This window comes from Polaromonas eurypsychrophila (assembly GCF_014641715.1).
Lineage (GTDB): Bacteria > Pseudomonadota > Gammaproteobacteria > Burkholderiales > Burkholderiaceae_C > Polaromonas > Polaromonas eurypsychrophila.
Map to the genome: position 1 here is coordinate 1 of NZ_BMIG01000003.1, position 23,531 is coordinate 23,531.

27 protein-coding genes, 1 tRNA gene and 1 pseudogene are annotated in these 23,531 nt (G+C 60.3%); 4 read left to right on the forward strand and 25 right to left on the reverse strand.

Translation table 11 applies throughout. The annotated features are described in order from the left end of the window. Positions 1 to 417: 417 nt before the first annotated feature. From IEX16_RS04895 to IEX16_RS04905, 3 genes and pseudogenes are all read right to left on the reverse strand, one after another. Positions 418 to 695 (reverse strand): annotated as a pseudogene (locus IEX16_RS04895) (Y-family DNA polymerase); the annotation flags it as partial. 127 nt (positions 696 to 822) lie between these two features. Continuing rightward, entirely contained in the window at positions 823 to 1,137 is a 315-nt protein-coding gene (locus IEX16_RS19895) for a S24 family peptidase (RefSeq protein WP_229676191.1), read from the reverse strand. 22 nt (positions 1,138 to 1,159) lie between these two features. After that, complete coding sequence (locus IEX16_RS04905) at positions 1,160 to 1,375, reverse strand: hypothetical protein (protein ID WP_188707209.1); 216 nt, start codon at positions 1,373 to 1,375, stop codon at positions 1,160 to 1,162. A gap of 427 nt (positions 1,376 to 1,802) precedes the next feature. Between IEX16_RS04905 and IEX16_RS19900 the strand changes: the two genes are divergently transcribed. Continuing rightward, positions 1,803 to 2,189: an SOS response-associated peptidase family protein gene (locus IEX16_RS19900; protein ID WP_229676214.1), complete on the forward strand. Its 387-nt coding sequence runs from the start codon at positions 1,803 to 1,805 to the stop codon at positions 2,187 to 2,189. Between the two features lie 848 nt (positions 2,190 to 3,037). Here IEX16_RS19900 and IEX16_RS04915 read toward each other — a convergent pair. The 10 genes from IEX16_RS04915 to IEX16_RS04960 form a co-directional block, all read right to left on the reverse strand. Continuing rightward, complete coding sequence (locus IEX16_RS04915; protein ID WP_188707211.1) at positions 3,038 to 3,463, reverse strand: hypothetical protein; 426 nt, start codon at positions 3,461 to 3,463, stop codon at positions 3,038 to 3,040. Next, the gene (locus IEX16_RS04920) at positions 3,438 to 3,698 is read right to left on the reverse strand and encodes a hypothetical protein (RefSeq protein ID WP_188707213.1); all 261 of its coding nucleotides are present in this window, start codon (positions 3,696 to 3,698) and stop codon (positions 3,438 to 3,440) included. Before IEX16_RS04920 ends, IEX16_RS04915 begins: the two co-directional genes overlap by 26 nt. Next, complete coding sequence (locus IEX16_RS04925; RefSeq protein ID WP_188707214.1) at positions 3,695 to 3,988, reverse strand: helix-turn-helix domain-containing protein; 294 nt, start codon at positions 3,986 to 3,988, stop codon at positions 3,695 to 3,697. The genes IEX16_RS04920 and IEX16_RS04925 overlap by 4 nt, the downstream gene beginning before the upstream one ends. A gap of 11 nt (positions 3,989 to 3,999) precedes the next feature. Further along, the gene (locus IEX16_RS19905; RefSeq protein WP_229676192.1) at positions 4,000 to 4,215 is read right to left on the reverse strand and encodes a helix-turn-helix transcriptional regulator; all 216 of its coding nucleotides are present in this window, start codon (positions 4,213 to 4,215) and stop codon (positions 4,000 to 4,002) included. Between the two features lie 73 nt (positions 4,216 to 4,288). Continuing rightward, the gene (locus IEX16_RS04935) at positions 4,289 to 4,957 is read right to left on the reverse strand and encodes a hypothetical protein (protein ID WP_188707216.1); all 669 of its coding nucleotides are present in this window, start codon (positions 4,955 to 4,957) and stop codon (positions 4,289 to 4,291) included. Positions 4,958 to 5,050: 93 nt separating this feature from the next. Then, positions 5,051 to 6,265 carry a tyrosine-type recombinase/integrase gene (locus tag IEX16_RS04940; protein WP_188707218.1) on the reverse strand — a complete coding sequence of 405 codons (1,215 nt, stop codon included), beginning with the start codon at positions 6,263 to 6,265 and terminating at the stop codon, positions 5,051 to 5,053. Between the two features lie 186 nt (positions 6,266 to 6,451). Further along, positions 6,452 to 6,539, reverse strand: a tRNA-Ser gene (locus IEX16_RS04945). A 133-nt stretch (positions 6,540 to 6,672) separates the two neighbouring features. Further along, positions 6,673 to 8,001: a serine--tRNA ligase gene (gene serS / locus IEX16_RS04950; RefSeq protein ID WP_188707220.1), complete on the reverse strand. Its 1,329-nt coding sequence runs from the start codon at positions 7,999 to 8,001 to the stop codon at positions 6,673 to 6,675. A 126-nt stretch (positions 8,002 to 8,127) separates the two neighbouring features. Continuing rightward, complete coding sequence (gene ispH / locus IEX16_RS04955; protein WP_188707222.1) at positions 8,128 to 9,111, reverse strand: 4-hydroxy-3-methylbut-2-enyl diphosphate reductase; 984 nt, start codon at positions 9,109 to 9,111, stop codon at positions 8,128 to 8,130. A 101-nt stretch (positions 9,112 to 9,212) separates the two neighbouring features. After that, positions 9,213 to 9,686, reverse strand: a complete 474-nt coding sequence (locus IEX16_RS04960; RefSeq protein ID WP_188707224.1) for an FKBP-type peptidyl-prolyl cis-trans isomerase — start codon at positions 9,684 to 9,686, stop codon at positions 9,213 to 9,215. A 137-nt stretch (positions 9,687 to 9,823) separates the two neighbouring features. Between IEX16_RS04960 and radC the strand changes: the two genes are divergently transcribed. Then, complete coding sequence (gene radC / locus IEX16_RS04965; protein ID WP_188707226.1) at positions 9,824 to 10,498, forward strand: RadC family protein; 675 nt, start codon at positions 9,824 to 9,826, stop codon at positions 10,496 to 10,498. A gap of 4 nt (positions 10,499 to 10,502) precedes the next feature. Further along, positions 10,503 to 11,165, forward strand: a complete 663-nt coding sequence (locus IEX16_RS04970; RefSeq protein WP_188707228.1) for a Smr/MutS family protein — start codon at positions 10,503 to 10,505, stop codon at positions 11,163 to 11,165. A 206-nt stretch (positions 11,166 to 11,371) separates the two neighbouring features. Here the strand turns inward: IEX16_RS04970 and IEX16_RS04975 are convergent, their stop codons facing one another. The 4 genes from IEX16_RS04975 to IEX16_RS19915 all read right to left on the reverse strand — a co-directional run bounded on the left by IEX16_RS04975 (position 11,372) and on the right by IEX16_RS19915 (position 14,981). Further along, the gene (locus IEX16_RS04975) at positions 11,372 to 11,788 is read right to left on the reverse strand and encodes a group II truncated hemoglobin (RefSeq protein ID WP_188707230.1); all 417 of its coding nucleotides are present in this window, start codon (positions 11,786 to 11,788) and stop codon (positions 11,372 to 11,374) included. A gap of 130 nt (positions 11,789 to 11,918) precedes the next feature. Continuing rightward, positions 11,919 to 14,465 (reverse strand): ABC transporter permease, encoded by a 2,547-nt coding sequence (locus IEX16_RS04980; RefSeq protein WP_188707232.1) that lies wholly within the window; start codon positions 14,463 to 14,465, stop codon positions 11,919 to 11,921. Beyond that, the gene (locus IEX16_RS19910) at positions 14,419 to 14,739 is read right to left on the reverse strand and encodes a hypothetical protein (protein WP_229676193.1); all 321 of its coding nucleotides are present in this window, start codon (positions 14,737 to 14,739) and stop codon (positions 14,419 to 14,421) included. The genes IEX16_RS04980 and IEX16_RS19910 overlap by 47 nt, the downstream gene beginning before the upstream one ends. Next, a complete protein-coding gene (locus tag IEX16_RS19915; protein WP_373288289.1) occupies positions 14,739 to 14,981 on the reverse strand; it encodes an MBL fold metallo-hydrolase in 243 nt (80 codons plus the stop codon). The genes IEX16_RS19910 and IEX16_RS19915 overlap by 1 nt, the downstream gene beginning before the upstream one ends. Here IEX16_RS19915 and IEX16_RS20340 point away from each other — a divergent pair. Beyond that, positions 14,865 to 15,131 carry a hypothetical protein gene (locus IEX16_RS20340; protein WP_373288295.1) on the forward strand — a complete coding sequence of 89 codons (267 nt, stop codon included), beginning with the start codon at positions 14,865 to 14,867 and terminating at the stop codon, positions 15,129 to 15,131. The genes IEX16_RS19915 and IEX16_RS20340 overlap by 117 nt on opposite strands. A gap of 28 nt (positions 15,132 to 15,159) precedes the next feature. Here IEX16_RS20340 and IEX16_RS04990 read toward each other — a convergent pair whose 3' ends face one another. The 8 genes from IEX16_RS04990 to IEX16_RS05025 all read right to left on the reverse strand — a co-directional run bounded on the left by IEX16_RS04990 (position 15,160) and on the right by IEX16_RS05025 (position 23,525). Then, positions 15,160 to 16,650: a C13 family peptidase gene (locus IEX16_RS04990; protein ID WP_188707234.1), complete on the reverse strand. Its 1,491-nt coding sequence runs from the start codon at positions 16,648 to 16,650 to the stop codon at positions 15,160 to 15,162. Between the two features lie 33 nt (positions 16,651 to 16,683). Then, positions 16,684 to 17,670: a formate dehydrogenase accessory sulfurtransferase FdhD gene (locus IEX16_RS04995; protein WP_229676195.1), complete on the reverse strand. Its 987-nt coding sequence runs from the start codon at positions 17,668 to 17,670 to the stop codon at positions 16,684 to 16,686. Between the two features lie 85 nt (positions 17,671 to 17,755). After that, on the reverse strand, positions 17,756 to 18,145 hold the full coding sequence (locus IEX16_RS05000) for a hypothetical protein (RefSeq protein ID WP_373288290.1): 390 nt from the start codon (positions 18,143 to 18,145) through the stop codon (positions 17,756 to 17,758). Between the two features lie 21 nt (positions 18,146 to 18,166). Further along, positions 18,167 to 19,348, reverse strand: a complete 1,182-nt coding sequence (locus IEX16_RS05005) for a formate dehydrogenase subunit gamma (protein ID WP_188707239.1) — start codon at positions 19,346 to 19,348, stop codon at positions 18,167 to 18,169. A 10-nt stretch (positions 19,349 to 19,358) separates the two neighbouring features. Continuing rightward, a complete protein-coding gene (locus IEX16_RS05010; protein WP_188707241.1) occupies positions 19,359 to 19,589 on the reverse strand; it encodes a hypothetical protein in 231 nt (76 codons plus the stop codon). After that, positions 19,586 to 20,209, reverse strand: coding sequence for a formate dehydrogenase FDH3 subunit beta (fdh3B, locus tag IEX16_RS05015; protein WP_188707243.1), 624 nt, complete (start codon positions 20,207 to 20,209; stop codon positions 19,586 to 19,588). The genes IEX16_RS05010 and fdh3B overlap by 4 nt, the downstream gene beginning before the upstream one ends. A 94-nt stretch (positions 20,210 to 20,303) precedes the next feature. Further along, positions 20,304 to 23,279 carry a formate dehydrogenase subunit alpha gene (locus IEX16_RS05020; protein WP_188707245.1) on the reverse strand — a complete coding sequence of 992 codons (2,976 nt, stop codon included), beginning with the start codon at positions 23,277 to 23,279 and terminating at the stop codon, positions 20,304 to 20,306. A gap of 39 nt (positions 23,280 to 23,318) precedes the next feature. After that, the gene (locus IEX16_RS05025; protein WP_188707247.1) at positions 23,319 to 23,525 is read right to left on the reverse strand and encodes a formate dehydrogenase; all 207 of its coding nucleotides are present in this window, start codon (positions 23,523 to 23,525) and stop codon (positions 23,319 to 23,321) included. Between the last annotated feature and the right edge of the window lie 6 nt (positions 23,526 to 23,531).

Sequence of the window (23,531 nt, forward strand, 5' to 3'; positions counted from 1 at the left end):
ACCCAATACTTTCGAGCAACAATCGGCATTCAAACTACCTATCGGCTTGTGCGAAATAACTTGACCAGAACACGTGCTGACTTGGCCCGCTTGAACCCTAGTTAGCTCAGGCCGTTCAGAGGTAAGGCTGGTGCCCATCACGGCTCCCCCCAACTTTACCTCTCAAAAATGGACGGATGTCAAAAGACCAATCTGGGCTCTGTTAAGACGAAAAAGCCCCGATGTACGGGGCTTTCAAGGCACTCTTCAGATCAATCGAAACTGTCCGGATGCATTTTTTGGCGAGGGTGTCATTCCTATCATCCCGCTAAACCCTCATGGATGTTAGGTTTTGCCAGGTTCGAACGCCGAAGTACCCCCATAAATACCCCCGGAGAAATTTGCGGGAGCCTCGTCTTGCCTCTACACGTAAAGTGCCGGGCCCAGCCCGGCCGCAACAGACATCATGCGGTCGCTCATGTCGCCATACAAAACAAAGTTAGCTGAAAGGGCCACCACGCCGTGTTCTTCAGCCAGCTGCCGGCTTTCAAACCAAGGCGCACTCATGCGTATGCCCAAGGCCTTGGCCTCGTTGCTGCGGGCAATGGCGCAGCCATCATTGTTGGACAGCACTACCACGGGCCGCGTTTAAGCGAAGGCCGAAAGGCTCGCTCGCAGCTCACATAAAAATTATTGCCATCGACCAAAGCCAACACGTTATTACCTGAATCGTTTGATGGTGGCCGTCACCACGCCGCAGATCGTCATCGTCTTCCCGTCTCTGAATAGCATGGGCGGGAAGGTAGGGTTGCCTGAAACCAGCTTGATGATGCCGCCGCGCTTCTATAGCTGCTTCACGGTGAAGTCGCTATTAACTTCGGCCACCACAATGTCGCCATGCTTGGGCGTGAGTGCGCGATTAGCCACCAGTACATCCCCATCGGCCACACCCAAGTCAATCATCGATAGCCCCCGCGGTTGCCACATAAAGGTAGCGGCGGGGTGGGTAATTAACAGCTCATTTAGGTCGTGACGCTTAACGGCAAAATCAGCAGCGGGCGAAGGAAAATCAGCAGGTGCGGTGCCTTGCACCCACGGCAGTGACAGGCAGGGGCCTAGGGCGTAATCGGTTGCGTCTGGCGGTTTAACACTGTGCATTCACACAGTGTGCTCCCCGGCTTTAAATCAGCTCATGAAGGCGTGAAAACTCAAGGCGCGATTCAACACTGTTTTTCCAGTCAACGAACTCGTCTTGAGATGGCACGGGGCCTTTGCCAGTCTGGTAATGAAGCAGCTTGACGATAAAGTCGCAATAGACAGTGTCCATCGCAACAAGTCCAACCTGTTCTTTAAAAATGGCTGAGCGCAGGCGTTTTAAGCAGGCAATTGATGGCATCTTAAACCCTTGGCAGTTGAGTCTGTCCCTTTTGCTTCACAACTTTCTTAATGAATTTTATCCATACTGATCGTAAATATTTCGATAAAAAAGGTAAACAGATGTGCAGCTATTTTGAAGCTTTCACACAGCGTGAAAGCTACTAAAAGTACTACAAAACTACCCCTCCTGAAACGTTGGAAAAACCAGATATGTGGCCGCGCTACCAAGGCAACTTCATACGCACGCCGCCTCCAACAAACCCCAACGACGAAGCGGTGTCCGAGCGTGAGGCCTTGATTTGCCGTTGGGGACTGGTGTCATGGCGGCTGCAACCCACGACTGAAAAAATCAAGGTAGCGATGGCCTGCTCAACTTTCAACGCGCGTATCGAGAAAAAAACTTCACCTTCGGCCCTGCTTGGCAACACGGCCAGCGCTGTATCGTCCTGGCAGAAGCGTTCTATGAACCTGACTGGCGTACAGGTAAAGCGGTGGCAACACGCTTTACCAGGGCGGATGGCCAGCCTTCAGGCATTGCAGGCCTGTGGGACGTGTGGACAGAACCAGGCAAGCCGCCGCTGCTGAGCTTCACCATGCTGACGAGGAACGCCGCCGACCATGCGCTGCTGAAAAGTTACCACCGGGCGGAAGACGAAAAACGCATCATCGTGATCCTGCCGGAAAGCCGTTATGCGGACTGGCTAGACGCCCCGCCTGAACAGACCCAGGATTTCATTCGGCACTTCCCGGCCGACAACCTGGTGGCCACACCGATGCCACCAAAGAAGCCACAAGTGAACGCACAAAAACAACTCTTGCCAGGCGGTGACTAGGAATACTTTCGGCGGCAGCACCTACATCAAGAGCCTCGCTGCAAACTGGGCAAACTCATTCTCTCTGCGCTCTTCGCAGTCCAGTAATACCTCTATCAATCGAGCATAAGTTCCCCGCCTCATCCCTTTTGGTCGCTGCCAATGCTGAACAAGGCGCGATTCAATCTTCGACTGCTTGCGCCATAGCCGGTCCAACAAATCGCAAGACTGACTTGCATAGGCTACCTTTTGGCAGCGCCTGCAGGCAAAGCGCCCGGCGCGCATGTACAGCACACCCGCGCGCCGCTGGCAGACGGGGCAAACAAACCAGGGCCGGGACTTCCCGTAATTGCAGGCCGTGTGCGCAAGCTGGATAGTTTGGCTCCCGTCGCGCCGCTGATCGTCACTGCCCACCATGTATTGCAGTCTCAGGGAATCAACCCCATGCACCAATACCCCAATGTTGCCCGTAGGTTCATCGCCACGGTGCCAGCTCCAGGTGAATGAGCGCCCGGTGTGTAGAAAGCCGCCGCGATGCCATCGGCCAATATCTACCCGCTGCAGATGTTCTGCCTTGACCTTGTAGCTGGGCCTGCCAGCGCCGTACCTCATGCCGCCTCTACTCATTCGCCGCCTCCACAGAAAACGAAATCAATAGTCCAACTCGCTTTTTTTCAATCAAGTCAAAGGCCGTCAATCCGACCTCCCCGCCTTTTGCCCATGCCTGTATCTGTGGTTATGAATGCCTGCAATAGATGGTATTTCTAGATACTCCCCGCCTATCGGGTTAGTGCATTGCCTGAAAGTGGCCGGATAGCCCCGATGGGCGGGGCAAAGCCCATTGCCCCATCGCCAGAAATCGGGGCTGTTCATACCCTGCCTACCCCGACCTTCGGGTTAAGCGCCGCGAGCCGGTACTGGCCCGTCCGATAGGTTTTTGGATCAAGGTCTATGCCGTCCGTCACGTCCAGGGCATACCAACCCAGTGCAAACCAGGCCGCGCGGTTAGGCCGCATACCCATGCGGGTTTCAATCAACAGCCCCGCGTCCTTGACTTCCGTCAGCGCGCGCGAAACCGTGTCGTGACTTCGCCAGCCCATCGGCTTGAGGTACTTTGCGCAGGCCACCAGCCGCCCGTTATTGCTGCCCGTGTACTGGCGTGCAATATCAAGCAACAAGGCGCGCGCAGCGTACCCCAAGGCGCGATAGCTAGGGCTGTCAATCACCACATGCGGTAAGGCCACGTAGCGATCCCCGTCCCGCTTGTCCTTACTGTGCTTGTAGCTCTTGCTCACGGCCTGCCTTAATGCGCTTGGCCAGGTAGTCGCGCGCTGCGTCCAGGCTTTCCAGTGGCTTCCAAAGCCCATAGCGGGTTGCGTAGTAAGGCGTCTGGCCGATTACCTCCGGGTCGCCATTTATCAGCTCTATGCCGATCAAGGCGAATTGCGCCGCCAGCGTTGTATAGGCTTTGCGCTCACGCTGCCCGGTGGGCAAGTCCAGGTCGTTGTGTACCGCGTCAGGCGTGTTCATTGCATGCCCTCCCGCGTGTACAAACCAACACGGTGCTTTTCCCCGCCCTCGGTCACGACGGTCTGCCAGTGCGTCACGATGCGGTGCCCGGCCTTGCGTAGCTGCAATATTCGCGCGGGGCAGTGGTACACGTCCAGGAAGCGCATGGCCTCAAACGTGGTCACGGGAAACCGTGCCAGCGCCTCCAGAAGCCGCGCGCATTGCGTGTCGGTGGCCGTGCCTTTAAACTCTGCCCTGATAGCTTCCAGGGCCGCTTTCTTTTCGGGGGAGGTGGCCTTATTTTTTTCCATGGCTTGCCCCCTTACTTCACTGCCTGCGCTTTGAGAAAAGCGTCGATGGCGTTGATGTCGAACAGGGTCACTTTTTCCCCAGCCTTCAAGGGCTGCGGGAAACCATGGCGGGATTTTGTCCACTGCCACAGGGTTGACCGGGCTATCTGGAAATGCGCGCATGCCGCCTTGGCGCGTGCGTAGTGGGGCTTTTGGTCGGTGCCCGGAACCGTGCATTTTGATGCCATTGGATTCGTCCTTTGTTGACCAGCGCCGTAGTGGCTGGCATGGATCGAATCATGTTTGTGCAAGCTGAGAAAGTCATTCCCCGTCTACTGGAAGCCCGTCCGGGTTGCTAGTAGTCAGGGTGTCCGACAGCCACACCTCGCGCATCTGCTTTTCGGTGATGTTTACATCCAGCTCGTTCTTCACACGCTTCACATAGTCGCGAGAGAAAGCTGACTTGTTGTGACAATACGCATGGCGATGTTGCCCCCATTCAGATGCAACGAAGTCTCGGGCCGCCACATAGCGCTCATTTTTCTTTCTACCACCTAAAGCCGCGAAGCTACTCCGCTCAGACTTCCATGCCAAGCCTCCCCATGCTTCAGCGTGTGCATCATTGACGCTGGCAAAAAGTTGCATAGCTTTGTATGAAACTCCTTCGCTTTCCAGAGTGGAAACTAGCTGGTCGAGTTTCACCAAGCCCCAAGCTGCAAATGCCAGCGGCATCAGTCCTTCCTCGTAGGGAACATCGCCACCGAAGTCAACTTCGCGCACCGCATCGAGCGCTTCATTAAACAATCGCTGCGCGCCCGCGCTGTCCATGCCCGATGTTGCATACCCGACGGCCTCGACCAACGCTGTCGCGTATACCTCGCCAAGAAACTGTAAAAACTCACGGGACTCGATGCTACCGAGGTCACCTTCAACTAAATACGGCCTACCACTCAGAGTGCACAACTGGTACTTGTCAAGAATATCAATCATCCTGCGTCCCCCACGCCCCTGATAAGGAGCCAGTCCAGCCCGTCAGGGAAACGGGTTTTCGGGGATCAGCCTAGGACTGGCAAAACCGTTAATTCAAGCTGCCTTGCGTTTGAATGTCAGCACCTTGCCTGTGGTGCAGTTCTCCAGATAGTCGCCCCAATGCTGCATCATCTTTGCGCGCTCCTTGAGATAGGTCGCATGGTTGTAGGCCGCGCTCACTTGGTCACGCTCTTGATGCGCCAATTGCAGTTCGATATGGGCATGGTTAAAGCCCATTTCATGCAAAACGGTTGAAGCGATGCCTCTATAGCCATGCCCAGTCATCCTGCCCTTGTAGCCCATGCGCTCCAGCGCCTTTAGGATGGTGTTGTTGCTCATGGGCTTTTCATGGTCGCGCTCACCGGGGAACAGCAAAGCCCCATGCCCTGAAACCAATTGCAGCGTTTGCAAAACCGCTACCGCCTGCGATGACAAAGGCACGATATGCGGGGTTTTCATCTTCATACGCTCAGGCGGAATATCCCAGCGCCCGGCCTCCAGGTCAAATTCAGCCCAGCGCGCGCCTATCAGCTCAGAGGTACGCACAAACGTCAGCGCCATCAACTTCATCGCCAGCCGCGTGACTGGCGCGCCTTGATAGGCTTCCATGTGGCGTAGCAACTCGGGCAGCTCTTTTGCGTCAAGCCGTGCGTAGTTACCCGCTTTGCGCGATGCCAGGATGTCTGCAGGCTTGATGTCGGTCGCCGGGTTGCGCTGCGCCAGCCCATGCGCGATGGCATAGCGGAACACCTGCCCGGACGTCTGTAAAGCCCGTTTGGCAATGTCCAGAGCGCCCCGCGCGGCGATGGCCTTGACCATGGCTACCAGCTCGGGGGCTTGAATGTCGGATATGGGTCTTTTGCCGATGGCCGGGAACACGTCGGCCTTCAAACGCTTATGCACGTCATCGGCATGGCGGGGGCTTTTGGCGCTGCGCCATTGATCCCACCACAGCAGGGCCACGGTCTGAAACGAGTTTTCGGCTGCGAATTGTTTGGCCAGCTTTTCAGCCTTGCGCTGCGCCATCGGGTCGCTACCCGTCGCCAGCAGCTTGCGCGCCGCGCCCATCGCCTCCCGCGCCTGTGCCAGCGACACATCCGGGTAAGAACCCAGGGCCATGACCTTTTCCTTGCCGTCCGCCCGGTACTTCCAGCGCCACAGCTTTGAGCCGCTTTCAGTCACCAACAGGTACATGCCCTTGCCGTCGCTCAGTTTGGCCGGGCTGGGGCCGGGTTTGGCCTTCTTGATGGCGGTGTCTGTCAGGGGCATGGAAGGCTCCAAACGGCCTTTTTTGGAGAATACCCCCAACTTTTTGAGCCGATACCCCCGAAGATACCCCCAAACTTACCCGGCTTGCAATACCCCATACCGGACGGCAGAAAACAAAAAAGCCCCGTAAACACTGGGCTTGCGGGGCTTTTGGGGGTCTATGTTGGACTACATAAAACCAGTTCTTGGCGGAGAGGGTGGGATTCGAACCCACGGTACCTTGCGGTACGCCTGATTTCGAATCAGGTACATTCGGCCACTCTGCCACCTCTCCAGTGTGGAGCCGTTATTCTAACAGCCCCACGGTCGCTCATTTCGTGTGGCTCCCCTGCCCCCGGGGGCGCTGCGCCTGCGGACTGTCAAGCCAGTTCCGCGGCCCCGGCTGAAAATCAGGAACCAGCGTTCTTTCATGCGGGCGTCAACACCGTCATGCCTCCCATATAGAGCTGCAAGACAGCCGGCACCGCAACGCTGCCGTCTTCGCGCTGGTAATTTTCCAGTACCGCCACCAGCGTGCGTCCCACCGCCAGGCCCGAGCCGTTCAGGGTGTGGACGAATTCGTTTTTGCCCTGGGCGCTTTTGAAACGTGCCTGCATGCGGCGTGCCTGGAAAGCTTCGCAGTTGGAGACGGAACTGATCTCGCGGTAGGTGTTTTGCGCAGGCAGCCAGACTTCGAGGTCGTAGGTCTTGGTCGCGCCAAAACCCATGTCGCCGGTGCACAGCAGCATCACGCGATACGGCAAGCCCAACTTCTGCAAAATCGCCTCGGCGTGGCCGGTCATGGCTTCGAGCGCGTCGTAGCTCTGATCGGGGTGCACGATCTGCACCATCTCAACCTTGTCGAACTGATGCTGGCGAATCATGCCGCGCGTGTCGCGTCCGTAGCTGCCGGCCTCCGACCTGAAGCAGGGTGTGTGCGCAGTGAATTTGAGCGGCAGCTTGGCCTCGGGCACGATCTCGTCGCGCATGAAGTTGGTCAGCGGTACTTCAGACGTGGGGATCAGGTACAGCGCAGCATTTTCCGCCTCGCCTTCCTGGCCGCCCTTGTTCGCGGCGAACAGGTCTTCCTCGAACTTGGGCAACTGGCCGGTGCCGCGCAGCGAATCGGCGTTGACAATGTAAGGCACATAACACTCGGTGTAGCCGTGTTCGGCCGTTTGCACATCGAGCATGAAGGCCGCCAATGCGCGATGCAGGCGGGCCAGCGGACCCTGCATCACGGTAAAACGCGAGCCTGTCAGTTTGGTGCCGAGTTCAAAGTCCAGTCCCAGCGGTTGGCCGACATCGACATGGTCTTTCACCTTGAACGCAAAGGCTGACGGCTCACCGCCTGGTCCTTCGACCGGGCTCCATTTGCGCACCTCGACATTGCCGTCTTCACCCGTGCCAGGCGGCACACTCTCATGCGGCAGATTCGGCACCGCCAGCAGCAGGGATTGCATTTCGTTCTGGATCACCTCGAGGCGCACGGCGCAGCTGTCGAGTTCTGCCTTGAAGGCCGTCACCTGCGCCATCACCGACGCGGCGTCTTCACCCTTGGCCTTAAGCTGGCCGATCTGTTTGGACAGCGTGTTGCGCAGGTTCTGCAATTCTTCGGTGCGGATCTGCTGCGTCTTGCGCTCAGCTTCCAGTGCCTGGAATGCCTCCACATTCAGAAAGGCTTGCGGGCTCTTGCGGGCTTGCAGACGCGTGACGACCGAGGGCAGGTCTTTTCGGAGCAGGTTGATGTCTAACATGGCTTGATTGTATTTGTGCGGCGGCGCGCCCAGGCGCTGCGGCCACATGCGCAATTTTATGAGCGAATAAGGCCTCTAGCCCATAAAGAACGGGCGCAAGCAGCTATCAGTTCAGGAGCAAAGCCATCAGGCGTCGGCGTGCAGGTCGCTGTCCAGCGCCGGGCCGTCCATGCGCAAACCCTTGGGCAAAGGGAACTTGATGGTCTCCTCGATGCCTGCCATTTTGCGCACCGACACGGCACCCAGGGCCTTGATACGGTCGATCACCTGCTTGACCAGGATTTCCGGGGCCGACGCGCCAGCCGTCAGGCCGACCCGGCTTTTGCCCTCAAACCATTCAGGTTTCAGCTCGCTGGCATCGTCCACCATGTAAGACTCGGTGCCCAGCTTGACGGCCAACTCGCGCAGGCGGTTGCTGTTGGAGCTGGTCGGGCTGCCGACCACGATCAGGATATCGACCTGCGGGCTCATCACCTTGACGGCGTCTTGCCGGTTCTGCGTGGCGTAACAGATGTCCTGCTGCTTGGGTTCACGCACATTCGGGAAACGCGCTTTGACGGCGGCGCTGATCTCTGCGGCGTCGTCCACACTCAGCGTGGTCTGCGTGACCACCGCCAGTTTGTCGGTTTGGGCTGGCTGGATGCGCGCCACGTCGGCGACGTCTTCCACCAGATGGATGCCGCTGTCCAGCTGCCCCATGGTGCCTTCGACCTCGGGATGGCCCTTGTGGCCAATCATGATGAATTCGTAGCCTTCCTTGTTGAGCTTGGCCACTTCCACATGCACCTTGGTCACCAGCGGGCAGGTGGCGTCAAAAATCCGGAAGCCGCGCCGCTCGGCCTCGCGCTCGGTGGCCTTGCTGACACCGTGGGCACTGAACACCAGCGTCGCTCCGGGCGGCACGTCGCCCAAGTCTTCGATGAAAATCGCGCCCTTGCCTTTCAGCTCGTTGACGACATAGGTGTTGTGCACGATCTCATGGCGCACGTAGATGGGCGCACCGAATTTACCGATCGCCCGTTCGACAATTTCGATCGCACGGTCCACGCCGGCGCAAAAGCCGCGCGGCTCGGCCAAAATGATCTCTTGCGGGGATGTGTTGGCCCCCACGCTTGTCGCTTCGCGTACTACGCTGCCCTCCAGGGGGGCTAATTTTCCTAGGGGCGGCCCGTCGGAAAATTGTCCTTCCGCGCTGCGGTTTTTAGGATCAGTCATAAAACCCCAATCACCTGAACCTCGAACACCACCGGCTGCCCCGCCAGCGGGTGATTGAAGTCAAACTTCACCGAATCGCCCTCGGCCTTGACCTGCTGCACCGCGCCGGCGTATTGGCCCCTCCCGTCGGGCGTCGGGAATTGCACCACGTCGCCGACGCTGTATTTCTCGTTGGGGTCGCCCAACTCATTGAGCAGCTTGCGCGCCACCCATTGCAGCAGATCCGGGTTGCGCTCGCCAAAAGCCTCGCCGGCCGGCAACGCGAAGCTGGTGCGCGTGCCTTCTGGCAAGCCCAGCAGGCGCTGTTCGATGGCCGGCGACAACTCGCCCGTGCCCAGGCTCAAGGTGGCGGGTTTGCCGCCAAAGGTGTTGATGATGTCGGCGCCGTCCGCCCCGGCCATGCGGTAATGCAGGGTCAAAAACGAGCCGGGCTGGACCAGGGCGGGGGCGGATGTTTCCACGGTGGGCATAAAACTTTCGGGCAACAACTATTTTGTAAACTGCCCCCATTGTAGAAAGTGCTGTCCGGACACGGAAAACCGGTCCCGCTTAGCCCTGATACTGCTGCTGTCACCGTGTTTTACCCACCGGATAGGCCAAACCTGCCATGCTGCTCAAAGACCTGCCTGAAGACGCCCGCCCCCGTGAAAAGCTGCTGGCCCGCGGCCCGGGCGCGCTCAGCGACGCCGAGTTGCTGGCGCTGCTGCTGCGCACCGGGCTGCCCGGGAAAAATGCGCTGCAGATGGGCCAGGAGCTGGTGGACACCTTTGGTGGTGTGGCCGGACTGCTGCACACCAGCGCGGAAGATCTGAAACGCATCAAGGGCCTGGGGCCGGCCAAACGCTCCGAAATCGTCGCAGTGCTGGAGCTGGCCCGCCGTGCACTGGTCCGGCAACTGCAGGACAAGCCCCTGTTCAGCACACCGCAGGCAGTGCGCGACTACCTGCAGTTGCAGCTAGGCAGCCGGCCGCATGAAATTTTTGCGGTGCTGTTTCTCGACAGCCAGCACCGGCTGATTGCGCTGGAAGAGCTGTTTCGCGGTACGCTGACGCAAACCTCGGTTTACCCTCGTGAAGTGGTGGTGCGCGCGCTGGCATTGCACGCTGGCAGCGTGGTGCTGGCACATAACCACCCGAGCGGCGAGCCGCGTCCTTCGCGAGCCGACGAGGCGCTGACGCAAACGCTCAAGGCCGCGCTTGCGCTGGTCGACGTGCGCGTGCTCGACCATTTTGTCGTGACCAGCACGCAGGCCGTGTCCATGGCCGAACTCGGATTGCTCTGAAACCATGCCCGCCAAAACACCCGTCATCAAGGATCTGAAGGGGCTAAAAGCCGTCAAGCTCGAAATCGAGACGCGTGCGCGCCAAGAAGCCGAACTCAAAGCGGCACGCGCGGCCGCGGCTGCCAAAGCGAAAGCTGAGAAGGAACTGTTCTCGCGCGCCATCGGTCCCGTCAAGGCATTGCCCGCCAAACACCTTCCGGGCCAGCGTGCAAAACTTCCGCAGGTGCAGGCAGCGCCGATTCCGGTTCAGCAGCAGCGCGACGAGTTGGCGGTGATGCGCGAAGCCATCTCCGACGGCTTCGACGTAGAAAGCCTGCTCGACACCGACGAGGCACTGAGCTTTCGCCGGCCCGGCATGGGACCGGACGTGGTGCGCAAGCTGCGGCGTGGCGGCTGGAGCATCCAGCGCCAGCTCGACCTGCACGGCCTGCGCCGCGAGGACGCGCGCGATGCGCTGTCGGCCTTCATCCGCGAAGCGCACAAGGCCGGCCTGCGCTGCGTGCGCGTGGTGCACGGCAAGGGCCTGGGTTCGCCCGGCAAAACGCCGGTGCTTAAAGGCCGGGTGCAAAGCTGGCTGATCCAGAAAGCCGAGGTCATTGCCTTTGTGCAGGCACGGCCGGCCGAAGGCGGTGCGGGGGCGCTGGTGGTGCTGTTGGCGCAGAGTTAAGTGCCGTCAAACCGCTATTGATTGAATAGCTGGTCATGCACGCTGGCTATGGGCTGAAGGCTTATTGGGCTCATAAAATCTGCCTCCATCCAAACTAGCGCTCAATTTCTTGTCATTTTTATAAGTGAAAAGTGCCTCCAGCCCATACCAGGTATGAATGGATAGCTCCTGAATTAATAGCGACAGGCGTCGTCATGATTGGAAAGTCAAGCCGGGGAATTGCGCATCCAGTCTGCGGTCTGGAAAAACGAGGCGCGCAGCCGGGTGCGCAATTCTTCATCTACCCCGGTCTCGCCCATAGCCTGGTCCATGCAGGCCAGCCACTGGTCGCGCTCCAGGATGCCGATGGCAAAAGGCATGTGGCGCAGGCGCAGTTTGGGGTGGCCGAATTTCTCGGTGTAATGCTGCGGCCCACCCAACCAGCCGCACAAAAACCAGAACAGGCGCTGCCTGGCATTGACCAGTTCGCTCCCGTGCGCGGCGCGCAGTGCGCTGTAGGCGGGCTCCAGGTCCATGAGGTCGTAAAAACGTTCTACCAGCGCTTTGACTTTTTCTTCACCGCCTATCCAGGCGAAGGGAGTCTCGAACGGCGGTGTGCCCGGTGGTTTTTCTTCGATTTGCATGTTACTGAGAGGGAAGTTCAAAAGGACTTGTCATTGCGGACTTGATCCGCAATCCATGCGCCGCGAGCTGGGCTGGTGGTTCATGCGGCGTGGATCCCGGATCGAGTCCGAGATGACAGGCAGGGAAAACTTATTGTGCCTTGCGCAAGGTCTCAACCACCGGCGTGTTGAGCACCGAGCGCAAGCCCCACCACCCCGCCGCCAGCGCCAGCGCCGCGCCTGCCAGGCTGCCCAACACCGGCACCGTCCAGGAGCCGGTCCAGTTGAAATTGAAGACAAAACGCGCCAGGCCCCAGCCTACCGCGAGCGCCACGATGGACGCGAGAAAACCGGCCAACAGGCCGACACCGGCGAGCTCGGCGCGCTGCACCTGGCGCAGCAGCGAGGCCCGCGCACCGACGGCACGCATGATGGCAAACTCTCGCGCGCGCTCCTCTCGCGTCGCGGTGATCGCCGCAAACAGCACGACGAGACCGGCAGCCAGTGTGAAGCCGAACAAAAATTCGACCGCGCGAATCACCTGGTCAAGCACGCGCTGCACCTGGGCGATGGTGCTGCTCATGTCGACGTTGGTGATGTTGGGGAAAGCCTTGACCAGCTCGTTGTCGAAGCTGCGCGGAGTGGGCTGGCCAGCAACTGCCGCCACCCGTTCGGGCGCGCGAAAGGCGCTGATGTAAGACACCGGCACGTCGGCGAGTTGCGCCACCGGGTACATCGCAAAAAAGTTGACGCGCATCGAGCCCCAGTCCACTGCGCGCAGGCTGCTGATCTTTGTGACCTTGATTTGCCCGCCAATGTCAAAGCTCAAGGCATCGTCGAGCTTGAGACCCAGCGTCTTGGCAATCCCGTCTTCCACACTGATGGCGTCGTTTTCATCGGCGGTCCAGCGCCCAGCCACCACCTTGTTGTGCGAAGGCATGTCGCTGCTGTTGGACAGGTTGAACTCGCGGTCCACCAGGCGTTTAGCGCGGTCATCTGCAAAGTCGTCAGGCGTGATGGCCTTGCCGTTGACCGCTACCAGGCGGCCGCGAATCATCGGGTACCAGTCGAACTTGCTCACTCCGCCGTCACGCAGCGCTTTCTGGAACGCCTCGCCTTGCTCCGGCTGCACATTGATGACAAAACGATTGGGAGCATCGGGCGGCGTGGCATTGCGCCAACTGCTGATCAGGTCGGTACGCAGCAACACCAGCAGCATCAATGCCAGCAAGCCAACCGCCAACGCGCTGACCTGCACCACCGCATAGGCGGGGCGCGCCGAGAGCTGGCGAGTGGCCAGCACCAGCCAGCGCGGCGCGGTGGCCTCATTGACGCTGGCGCGCAGCAAGCGCACGGCCAGATAGCTGCTGGCTGCAAACACCAGCACCGCGCCAGCAAACCCGCCGACTGCGATCAAGCCGAGTTTGAGGTCGCTGCTGGCCGCCACCAGCAGGGCCGCAAAACCCAATATGCCGACCAGCAGGACCGCCAGCGAGGCCGGCCGCAGGTTGCCGACGTCGCGTCGGATCACGCGCAGCGGCGGCACCTGTGCCAGTTGCAACACTGGCGGCAGCCCGAAGGCCAGCAGCAGGGTCAAACCCATACCCATGCCAAAAGCCACCGGCCAGAAGGTGGCGGCCGGCAGCACGGTTTCAACCAGGCCGGCCAGCAACAGCACAAAGCCGTAATGCACACCGTAGCCGATCAGCACGCCAAGCGCGCTCGCCATCATGCCGGCCAGCACAAATTCGAAGGTGTAGGCCAGCGCGATGGTGCGCTGCGGCTGGCCCAGCACACGCAGCATGGCGCAGTCGTCGAGGTGTTTTGCAGCGAACCCGCGCGCCACAATGGCCACCGCCACGGCGCTGAGCAGTGCAGCCAGCAAAGCCACCAGATTGAGAAATTTTTCCGCGCGGTCCAGCGTCTGACGCATCTCGGGACTACCACTTTCGAGCGACTCAAGGCGTACTCCCCTCACGTCGGCCATTTTGATCTCCTGCGTGGCCCACTGCACATAACTCTTCACCGCCGCCTCGCTGCCGGCCACGGCGAAGCGGTAATTGGTGCGGCTGGCCGGCTGAATCAGTTTGGTGGCAGCGAGGTCGGCGCTGTTGACCATGACACGTGGCGAGAAGTTGATGAAGCCCGCGCCCCGATCCGGCTCCTGCACGATCACGCGCGTGAGCTTGAAGCTGGCGTCACCCATCAGCAGGGTCTGGCCGAGGCGCAAGCTCAACGCATCGAGCAGCGACGCATCGACCCAGGCGGTGCCTGACGCCGGTATCTCGCGCGTGACCGCACCGGCGCCCTCGATGCTTTCAGCCACGACGACATTGCCGCGCAAGGGGTAGCCCTCGGGCACGGCCTTGAAGGCCACTAGCTTGCTCGCACCGCCGTCTGCCTCCAACGCACGGCCCATGGTCGGGAATGTCACGGTCGAAATCGCCTGCAAGCCGAGGCTGCGCGCCTTGGCGACGAAAACCTCGGGCGTCACGCCGTCGCTGCGCAACACCGCATCACCACCGAGCAGCTGGCGCGCATCGCGCTGCAGGCCACCCTTGAGCCGGTCGGCAAAAAACCCCACGGCTGTCAGCGCAGCAACAGCCAGGGTGACGGCCACGATCAGCAGGCGCAGCTCGCCGGCACGCAAATCACGCAGCAGGGTGCGCCAGCCGAGTTTGAGGAAAAGTGGGCTCATGAACGAACCTTAACGCAAAGCTCGCGCCCTTTCGGCGAGGACGGGTTTGTCGCGTGGGTGCCGGTGCCGGGTCTATTGGAAGGTCAATCCCCTGCCTGGCCGCCAGTTCGGCCAGCCTGTCCATGGGCTCACGCCAGGGATGGAAGGCCAGATCAAAAGTGTGTTTGTGCACGTTGTATAGGGTTTTGGCCCGCAAATCCTGGAAAGCGCGGATGCTTTCCTCCGGCGTCATGTGCACGCTGGGCCCGTCTTTGTCGTAAGCGCCGTTTTCCATCAATGCGAGGGCGATGTTCGGGAAACGCTCGCCAATTTGACGGAAGCCGGAAAATAACAGGAATCGCCGCTGTCGAAAATCTGCTGGTCGCCGCTCTGGATCACCCACGACGCCCAAAGCGTGTTGTGTCGGTCGTTCAGGCTGCGCCCGGAAAAATACTGCGATGGCGTGGCCGCGAGCTGTACGCCTGCATGGCTCCCGGACTGGCACCAGCCGAACTCCTGGATGCGCCGGGCCGGCACCTTCATGCCAAGCAGCCGTGCGCCCACCCCGGTCGGCACGAAATAGCGGTTTACTTTTCGAAAGCGGCTGGCGTGCTGCAGCCGGCCAAAGCCAAGGCGCAGGTGAAAAGCGAAGGGCGGCGCGGCAAGGTGTTCATGAAGCAGCGGTAACCGCCGCTCAATTACGCCAGTATTAGGCTCAACGCCCGGTCAGCCTTTGCTCCAGTGCCTGCAGCACAGGCTTGATCTTCTCGCCCACTCTGATCTGCGGGTTGGAAAATCCGTCGGTTTTGCCGGCCTCGATTTCGCGCTGCTGGATCACGGGAACGGCGGCAGCAAAAGCCTTCTCAAAGGAGCGGGTTTTGCGCAATTGCTCGTCAAACACGGCGCGGCCGAAAAAAGTCAGCTCCGACAACTGGCCGCAGCCGTAAGAGGTGTGGGTGGCGTCGGCCGCGGTCATGACCAACGAGTGGTCGTCGGCCAGCACATTGACCCAGCCACCGGAATAACAGGCAGACACAGCGATCACGCGGTTCCGAATGCCGGCCTGGTCCAGCGCGGCGCGCAATTCGGTCGGGCTCAGTGGCGGCACTTCCAGCGGCCAGTGCGAAGCGGCGAGCTTGAAGTCTCGCGCGCCGTGTGAGGTCATGTAGACCACCAGCAGGTCCTTGTCGCGGTCCATGCGCTGGGCCAGGGCCTCTATGGCGCGCTGCAGGTTCAGCGTCGTCGCCCACGGATGCGTTGTCGCGGTGCCGGCATGGTTCAACAAATGAATCACCCGGCCCTGGGCGTCAAAACGCTCGGCCAGCACAGCGCTGACGAGGGTGCTCTCACGCAGGAACACGTCCTCTGCCGCATAGGGCGCGAACACCAGGCCATAAACATCGGTCACTCCGGGACGCTCCGGTGCGATGGCGGCGACCATGCGCTGCCACAGCGCCTGCTGCGCTTCCAGGGTTTCCTGCGACAGGCGCAGCCGCGGACGCGTGTCCTCGGCCCGGGCGGCGAGATCAGGGTCGCTGACCCAGGCGCGCGCCTCGAATTGCCAGAGATTCAGGCCGGTTGCGGCCATCATGGCCAGCATGAGCACAAAGGCACGCCAACCCAGCCCGGCAAAGCGGGCAATCAGTACCCACGTCACTGCCAGCGACCATGCGGTGAATACGCCATAAAGCGCCCAGTAAAACCAGGCCTGCTCAAACACCGCAGCACTGACCCAACCCTGAGTTATCGCACCGATCACGGCTTGGCCCAGTACCAGGTTGGGCAGGGAAGCGGCCAACCAGAGGACAAAAAATGCCGCAATACCGCGGGGTCGCCCGGACCTGCTGCCTGCCGGGTCCGCGACACCAGACATTTTCGGGAATGCCCACCAGGCCAGCGCCACACCCAGGCCCGTGGACCACCAGCTGGACAGCCAGGCCTGCACATCAAATCGCGCGGGTCCGGCGATGTCCAGACGCAACAGCGTGATCTCGAGCACCGACACCAACGCGGCCACCATCAGCACCTGCGCGGGCGTCGGGGCATGGCCGCCGACCCGGGGCGCCTGGAAAAATGCGCTTCGCAGGCCCTCCGCCAGCCAGCGCGCTGTGGACAGACCGGCCCATGTGTGCCGGTCAGAGCGGGCAGTGTCGGTCAGAGGTTCAGGAATGCCGGGCAGCGTGGCCTGGAGGTCGGAATCGTGCATGGCGGCATCATGCCATGGCACTTTGGCGCTTCTTCAAGCCGGCCCAGCAGACGCGCGTATTTTCGGCCCGGCGAGTTCGGGCTGCAGATGAAGCCGCTGCGCGCTGGAATAACAGACAAAACGCTTGTTGGTGGCGCGGCCAATCGCGCACAGCCCGACCGCCTGCGCGACCTGGTGGCCCATCTGCGTGATGCCGCTGCGCGAGACCACAATCGGCACACCCATCTGCGCCGACTTGATGACCATCTCACTGGTCAGGCGGCCGGTCGTATAAAACACCAGGCCTGCCAGAGCCCCCCCCTCTTCACCAGCCGGGGCCGCGGAACTGGCTTCGCCGGGCCGCAGGCGCAGCGCCCCTTCTTCCCGTGCAAGGGGCAGCGAATCACACGCAGTGGGGAACGTGGGGGCCATACTGAGCGTGGGGGCCATATTGATCCACATCCAGCCGGCAATGGTGTCAATGGCGTTGTGGCGGCCAACGTCCTCGACAAAGAGCAGCATCTCCGGCTCATCGGCCGTCACCGCAAACAGCGCGCAGGCATGCACCGAGCCGGCCGACTTGTAGGTGGTCTCCTTGAGCCGGATGGTGTTGACCAGCCCGTAGAGCTGTCCTTGTGTGATCTGCGCATCGGCAGGCAGAACAATCTGGTCGACCTCATCCATCAGGCCGCCAAACACGCTGCCCTGCCCGCAACCCGTTGTGACCACCCGTTTGGCGGTTTTTTCCTCAATGTCGGCGATGCCGTGTCGCGTCCTGACCGCAGCAGCGCCCACATCCCAGTCCACCGTGATGGACTCGATGTCGCCCACCTGCCTGATGAGGCGCTGGTTGCGCAGGTAACCAAGCACCAGCAGCTCGGGGTGAGCGCCCAGGGTCATCAGCGTCACCAGCTCTCGCTTGTCGACGTAAACCGTCAGGGCGCGCTCAGCAGGGATGGCGATTTTGTGCGACTCACCGTATTCATTGACGGCATCGATCTCGCAGGTCAGCGGCGCCTGCGCGCGCGTGAGGTGAGGCATTGAAGACAGGGACATCACAGAAGACTACAACAAAAAGAAAAGGCCGACACCTTGCGGGTCGGCCCTGGTCAGCGCCTGGAAATTTTCAGGATTTTTTGGCAGGATTTACCACCGCATCAGGTTGCTTGGTGCTGGGAGGGCTTACGGCAGTAGCAGCCGGGGAATGCGCGCCTGCGGCTTCAATCGGTTTGACTGCTTCAGGCGCCGTGTACGCAAATGCACCCGGGTCGGCACACGGGGGGGTTGCTGTCGGCGGCTTGGTTTCTTTGCCGGCGGCTTTGGCGGTCTTGTAATAACTGGCAGCGACCTTGTCCAGCGATTTGCACAGCAAGTAGCCGTCCACCTTGCCAGCCCACGCTGCCTTGGCCGCAGCCTCGGCGGCTTTGGCCTTGGCTTCGTCGCTCAGGGCAGGTAATTTGGCCAGGGACAGCAGAGGCAGGCCTGCGAGGCAAACAGTGATCAGAAATTTTTTCATGCGCTTCATGGAATTGTCTCCTTAAACCTGGACGGTCTGACCGGGCGGGATGGGTTCGCTGCGCTGCGCGGGGATCTTGCCGGCCTTCACGTCGTCATACCAATATTCATGATGATCCTTGGCCCAGGTTTCGTCCACATAACCGGTGCGCATAGCCTTGTAGGCGCCCTGCATTCCGATGGTGCCCAAATAGATATGGCCGAGGAACATGCACATCATCAGCACAGTGGCGACCGCATGCACCATGTGCGCAACCTGCATGGTCCCGCGCTCGTAAATCAGGCCCGGAAGCAGCTTGTCGAGCACCAGGCCCGAGGCCACGACAATAATGCCGAGGAAAAAGACACCCCCCCAGAAAATCAGTTTTTCGCCCGCATTGAAGCGGTTGGACGCGGGCTCATCCCCGGAGATCAGACCGCCGCCCTTGGCCAGCCACTGAAGATCGCCTTTTTGCGGCCAGTTGTCGCGCAGGAAAGTAAAAAACACAACCACCAGCGAGACCGCAAACAGCGGACCGGCAAAATTGTGCGCTGTTTTAAGCACATAGGTCAGCCAGCCGAACAGTGTGCTGCCCATCACAGGCAACAGGAAAAACTTGCCGAAAGCCATGACCAGGCCGGAAATCGCCAGGATGGAGAAAGCGATGGCATTGGACCAGTGCGCCGCGCGTTCAAACGGCGTAAACCGCTCTATCTTGCGGCCTGTGTCGGCACCATGGTTTTTGATGCTGCCCTTGGTGAAGTAAAAAATCGCGATGGCCAGCACCACAATCAGGAACAAGGAACCACCGTAGGGAATGATCCAGTTGTTGCGAACCTGGCGCCAGGCCTCGCCCGCATTGGTCAGGCGCGAACCGGGGTACTGCACAAAAGGCTGGATCAGGTTGCCGGCTTCAGGGGCCTCACTTTTGGGCAGGCTGCTGACCCCGGTGACACCGGCACCCACCTGGCGCCACATGGGCGCGTTGTTGCCCGGCTGGACCTTGGCGCGTTCGCCATTGGTCTGGCTGGCGTAATTCGGGTCGGCGCTGGCGTCCGGCTTGACCTGAAAAATATTCTGGCTCTGGATGCCGGCCGTAGCAGCGGCAGGCGCGGGCGCCACAGCCGCGGCCGCCGGAGCTGCCGTCGTCTGCGCCGAAACGGCAGCCGACCACCCGAGGGCGATAAAAACCAGAGCGGCCAGGACTCGCGATGGGCGTTGCATGAGAACTCCCTTACTTCACGCGGTTGTATTCGTTTTGCCCGCTTTGCAGGCGAGTCTTGAGCTGCTGCTCCCAGGCGGTCTTGTCGCCCGCTTTCCAGCCCGGCTCATTGTAGGCATTGCCGGGGCCGGTGACGCTTTGAAACGCCGGGACATCGCTTTTAACGCCAGCAGAGGTCTGGGGTTTGTCGCCACAGGCGGCCAGCCCCAGCGCAGCAGCGGCGATCAGTACAAGGCGCATCATGATTTGGCTCCATTGGCAGGTGGTTGGCCCGCCTGCTTGGCACCGTAGGCTGTTCCCCAGCCCCAGACCTCGGCGCCTTTGCCACGCTGTACCACCCGATTGCGGAAAATGTCTGCGACGACATCGCCATCGCCTGCAATCAGGGCCTTGGTTGAACACTGCTCAGCACAGGCCGGCAGTTTGCCTTCAGCAAGCCGGTTGCGGCCATACTTTTCAAACTCTGCCTGGCTGCCATTGACCTCGGGGCCGCCGGCGCAGAAAGTGCACTTGTCCATTTTTCCGCGCACACCAAAAGTGCCCTGCGACGGGAACTGCGGTGCACCAAACGGGCAGGCATAGGAGCAGTAACCGCAACCGATGCAGACATCCTTGTCATGCAGCACAACACCTTCCTCGGTGCGGTAAAAGCAGTTGACCGGGCACACTGCCATGCAGGGTGCGTCGCTGCAATGCATGCAGGCCACTGAGATCGACTTTTCACCCGGCACACCGTCGTTAAGGGTAACCACGCGGCGGCGATTTACACCCCAGGGGACTTCGTTTTCATTTTTGCAGGCGGTGACGCAACCGTTGCATTCAATGCAACGCTCTGCATCACAAACAAATTTCATGCGTGCCATGTTTTCTCCGTACGCAGCGCAGGGCCGCCCCAAGCAAGTACAGCCCCCTCGGAGGGCAGCGAATTACACGTAGTGAAAAGCGTGGGGGTCATATTCAAGCCCTCTCCACATTACATACCGTTGTCTTGGTCTCTTGCATCATCGTCACGCTGTCATAACCATAGGTCGTTGCGGTGTTGATGGCCTCACCGCGCACGATGGGCGCCGCGCCGTTGGGGTAATACGCCAGCATGTCCGCTCCCTGCCAGCGTCCAGAGAAGTGGAAAGGCATGAAAACCGTGTCCGGACCGACACGCTCTGTCACCATGGCCTGAACATTGAGGCGCGCGCCGGTGGGGGTGCTGACCCAGGCGCGTTCGCCGTTGCGTATGCCCTTATCGGCAGCCACCTTGGGATTGATCTCGATGAACATCTCCTGCTGCAACTCGGCCAGCCAGGGATTGGAGCGGGTTTCCTCGCCGCCACCTTCGTACTCGACCAGCCGACCGGAAGTCATGATCAGCGGGAACTTTTCATGCACCTTGTCGGCGATGTTCTTCTGCTGGATGGTTTTGTACAGCGTCGGCAAGCGCCAGAAGGCTTTCTTGTCGTCGTGTGTCGGGTATTTGACCATCAGGTCAGGCCGGTTGCCATACAAGGGCTCGCGGTGCTGGGGGATCGCGTCGGGGAAATTCCAGACCACAGCCCGTGCTTTGGCATTGCCAAAAGGATGGCAGCCATGGCCCTTCATGAACACGCGGATCATGCCTCCCGACGAGTCGGTCTTCCAATTCTTGCCTTCCGCAGCCGCTTTTTCCGGCTCGGTCAACTCATCCCACCAACCGAGTTTTTTGAGCAGCAGGTGGTCAAGCTCGGGATAACCGGTCTGGATGTCTGCGCCCTTGGAGTGTGAACCGTCTTCCGCCAGCAGGGTTTTGCCTTCCCGCTCAACGCCAAAGTTGGCGCGGAAGTTGCCGCCGCCGTCCATTACATGTTTGGAAGTGTCGTAGAGGTTGGGCGAACCGGGGTGTTTCATGTCCGGTGTGCCGTAACACGGCCATGGCAAACCGAAGTAATCGCCCGTAGTGTCGTAGCCAGTTTCCTTGTCCTTGCCGCCTTTGGACTTCAAGGTCTTGACGTCAAAAAGGTGCATGTTGCGCATATGCGCCTTCAGCCGCTCGGGGCTCTGGCCGGTGTAGCCAATGGTCCAGCAGGTCTTGTTGATCTCGCGCAGGATGTCCTCGGGCACGGGCTCGTCCATACCCTTGACCTTTTGCATCTTGTAGTTCTTGGACAGCTCTTTGGCAAAACCGAATTTTTCCGCCAGCTGATGCATGATCATGTGGTCGCTGCGGCTTTCCCACAGCGGCTCAATCACTTTTTCGCGCCATTGGATGGAGCGGTTGGAAGCCGTCACCGAGCCACTGGTCTCAAACTGCGTGGCCGCCGGCAGCAGATACACCGCACGGTTGGCATTGAGGTCCTCGGCCTTGCCAGGCATCGCGGCCATGGCTGCAGTCGCGGACGGGTAAGGATCAATCACGACCAGCAGGTCCAGCTTGTCCATGGCGCGTTTCATCTCCAGACCGCGGGTCTGCGAGTTGGGCGCGTGGCCCCAGAACACCACGCCACGAAGGTTCGACTCCTGATCAATGAACTCGTTTTTCTCCATCACGCCGTCGATCCAGCGCGACACCGTGATGCCGGGTTTGCCCATCATGGCGGGCGATGCATAGCGGCCCTTGATCCAGTCGAAATCAACGCCCCAGGTTTTGGCAAAGTGCTTCCAGGAACCTTCGGACAGACCGTAGTAGCCGGGCAAGGAATCGGGGTTGGGACCGACGTCGGTGGCGCCCTGCACGTTGTCGTGGCCACGGAAGATATTGGTGCCGCCGCCCGACACGCCCACATTGCCCAAGGCCAACTGCAGGATGCAAGAGGCGCGGACCATGGCATTGCCAATCGTGTGCTGGGTCTGGCCCATGCACCAGACAATTGTCGATGGCCTGTTTTTGGCCATCATTTCTGCGGCCATATAGACCTTGGCTTCCGGCACACCGCAGGCTTCTTCCACCTTGTCCGGTGTCCACTTGGCCAGCACGTCTTCCTTGACCTTGTCCATGCCATAGACACGGTCGTTAATGTACTTGGTGTCTTCCCAGCCGTTCTTGAAGATGTGATACAGCATGCCGAACAAGAAAGGAATGTCGGAGCCGGAACGGATGCGGATGAATTCATCGGCTTTGGCGGCGGTGCGTGTGAAGCGCGGGTCCACCACCACCATCTTGCAGCCGGTCTCTTTCGAATGCAGCATATGCAACATGCTGACCGGGTGCGCCTCGGCGGCGTTGGAACCGATGTACAGGGCGCACTTGCTGTTCTGCATGTCGTTGTACGAATTCGTCATGGCGCCGTAGCCCCAGGTGTTGGCAACACCGGCCACCGTGGTGGAGTGACAAATGCGCGCCTGGTGGTCGCAATTGTTACTGCCCCAGAAGCTGACGAACTTGCGCATCAGATACGCCTGCTCGTTGTTGTGCTTGGACGAGCCTACCCAATAGACCGAGTCCGGGCCGCTGGTTTTGCGCAGTTCCTGCATGCGGGCGGTGATCTCATTGAGTGCCGTGTCCCAGCTGATGCGTTGGTACTTGCCATTGACCAGTTTCATCGGATAACGCAAGCGGTATTCGCCATGGCCGTGCTCGCGCAGGGCCGCGCCCTTGGCACAATGCGCGCCGAGATTGATCGGTGAGTCGAACACCGGCTCCTGCCTGACCCAGATGCCGTTTTCAACCACCGCATCGACTGCGCAACCGACTGAGCAGTGTGTACACACCGTGCGTTTGATCTCGATTTTCCCGGTGCCGTCACCGGCACCGGGCGTCGCAGCGTTGGCTTTCTTGACGAGCGTCAACTGCGTGGCGGCCAGACCGACGCCGACCCCCATGCCGGAACGGCGCAGGAAGGCGCGGCGGTCCATGGTGGGCAGCGCATTGGACAGGCCACGCGCGAGGCTTTGAACAAAACGTGCAGACCCTGCGCGCTGCGCCTGATCACCGTGAATACCGTGGGATTTTTTCGTGAGCAGCATGAAGCTCTCCGTAAGAATGAAACCGGGATGGGCTTGAGACTAGATGCGAGTGGTGCGGTAATAGTGCTTGACGTGTTCCGACAGGCTGTAACCGCCGCCTTTTTCAGGGGCTGGCCTGGACTCTGGAACTGAAGCTTCCGAAACCTGCATGCGGGGGAGCGCGACCACCGCTGCTGCGGCCGCGCCCGTGGCGGCGGCGGCGAAAAAGAAACCCCGGCGCGAGGGTTTTGGCTGGCTGTCCTGCATGTTTGT